2 protein-coding genes are annotated in these 1,823 nt (G+C 61.7%); both read left to right on the forward strand.

The genetic code is table 11. The annotated features are described in order from the left end of the window. Positions 1–99 precede the first annotated feature (99 nt). On the forward strand, positions 100–1,020 hold the full coding sequence (locus tag ACFPOU_RS23735; protein ID WP_379727583.1) for a hypothetical protein: 921 nt from the start codon (positions 100–102) through the stop codon (positions 1,018–1,020). Positions 1,021–1,101: 81 nt separating this feature from the next. Next, positions 1,102–1,578: a hypothetical protein gene (locus ACFPOU_RS23740; RefSeq protein ID WP_379727585.1), complete on the forward strand. Its 477-nt coding sequence runs from the start codon at positions 1,102–1,104 to the stop codon at positions 1,576–1,578. Positions 1,579–1,823 lie beyond the last annotated feature (245 nt).

Consider the following 1,823-nt stretch of genomic DNA (forward strand, 5'->3'; position numbering starts at 1 on the left):
CTCCTGGGTGCAACCACGCGATCCGAATTAACGTACCTTCAGTCACGTTTCTCCGCCCGAGTGGGCGGAGTGTTCTGGAGTCTACGGAGAGTTCGATAAATGGCAAATAGTTATTACGATTGCACTGGTGCCCTCGTTCTGGGCCAGATTACGCCTGTGATCAAGGCTTTGTTCGGTGCGTTTAACCTGGAAGCAGGTGAACCCGGCAGCGGTGAGGTCAGCATCGCAAAGATTTCCGAATCCGACAGCCTGACCTGGGACGACGTGCTCGACAATTTCGACACGCTGATCGCCCAACTGGCCATCCCTGCGCCGGATCAGCCCTATCAAACGGTTCCAGAATACCTGGCCGTTCTGGCCAAGCATTTTGGCGCGGCTGACGATCAATTCATCGCAGACTTGATCGGGCAAGACGACTTCGACGACGACCCGAGCCTGGGAACTCTCTTCGGGCTCGCCGATCGGTTCGACGACGGCCATGGAATGAAGGCGATGAAGCTGGAGGGCTGCTGGCATTCAGACCGGCCGAGCCTCTTCGCGTTCGGCGGCGATGGTGCATATCACAGCCGTAACTTCCGCCACCGTATTTCGTCGTCGGACGCCCGCGAACTCGGCGCGGCAATGGACAAGGCACTGGCAAGCGACGATCTGGACGCCGTGGCGGGCAGAATCATGAAAGAAGTCGACGGCATCTTAAATTCGGTCACGGACGTGCGGATTCGCCACGAGCTGACCGCCAAGCTGGCGTCGCTGATGAGCCCTACTCCCGTGATTGTGGTGGCGCTGGAGGGCGGCACCATCGTCGAATCATACGGAACCCACCCTGCACGAATGATCTTCCTCGACGGCGACACCGAAGGCGGCGACAGCAGCCAAGTGGTCGACGTCTTCGGTGAGGCGAAATACTTGACCGACGGGATGATCGATGTCCGGCCCCATAGCGTGGCAGATGTGCTCGACGAACTGGCCGTCCAGGCGCCCGAAGAGGAAGAGGGCGAACCCGAGGCCGTGCGCCCGTAACCGGCACCGGGCGGCCGCACCCAAGACTGCAGGGTGCGGCTGAACGCCTGAATAGCTACCGTGATCTCGCTGGAGCGACACATGAACGACAAGACCCCCACCCTGCCCCGAACGGCGAAACCGGCTGACCACGCCGCGATCGCCGCAATTCTCGCCGACACCCAGGACGACCCGATGTGCAACAAGGCTGTGCGGGTCGCCCACGAGGTGCTGCGCCAGGTGGCCGGCGCCGCCTTCGAGGCGCAGCCTTTCATGCTAACCGGCCTGGCCCGCGTCGGCGACCAGGAATACGCGGCCTGCAGCTGCTTCTACCACACGGTTCTGATCCTGGAGGACTGGGCTTTCGTCTATTCGCGAGACGAGGGTGGGATGGTGCCGTGGCATACCAGGGACAACTTCGCACTGCCCCAGATGGATTACTTCGACTGCAGGGTTGAGATCGAGCCAGGTACGCGCCAGGCCCTTCTTTCGTACGTTCGGGAGCAGCTGGAGCTGCACCAGACTGGCGCGGCCGAGCAGGAAGCAGAAGCCGAGGGGCGCAGCTGTCCGAGCATGTAAGGTATGGCCAGCGATGCCGCTGGCCGAACATGATCACATCGAGGGCGCCTGGCTCTCGCCCTCCTCCTCTTCTCCACCCTGGTCAGCAGCTACCTCTCGCAGCCTAAGCAGCCGGGCCGCATACGATTGCTGGATCTCGCGCTCGACCCCCCAATCGAATCGCGTGATGAGTTTGCCCAAGGGCACCTCGAATAACCCTTGATTTCTTCGCCATCAGCGGGCCGAGCGTTTGAGTGTGGCCGGAA

The organism is Massilia jejuensis (assembly GCF_042656795.1).
Lineage (GTDB): Bacteria > Pseudomonadota > Gammaproteobacteria > Burkholderiales > Burkholderiaceae_D > Telluria > Telluria jejuensis.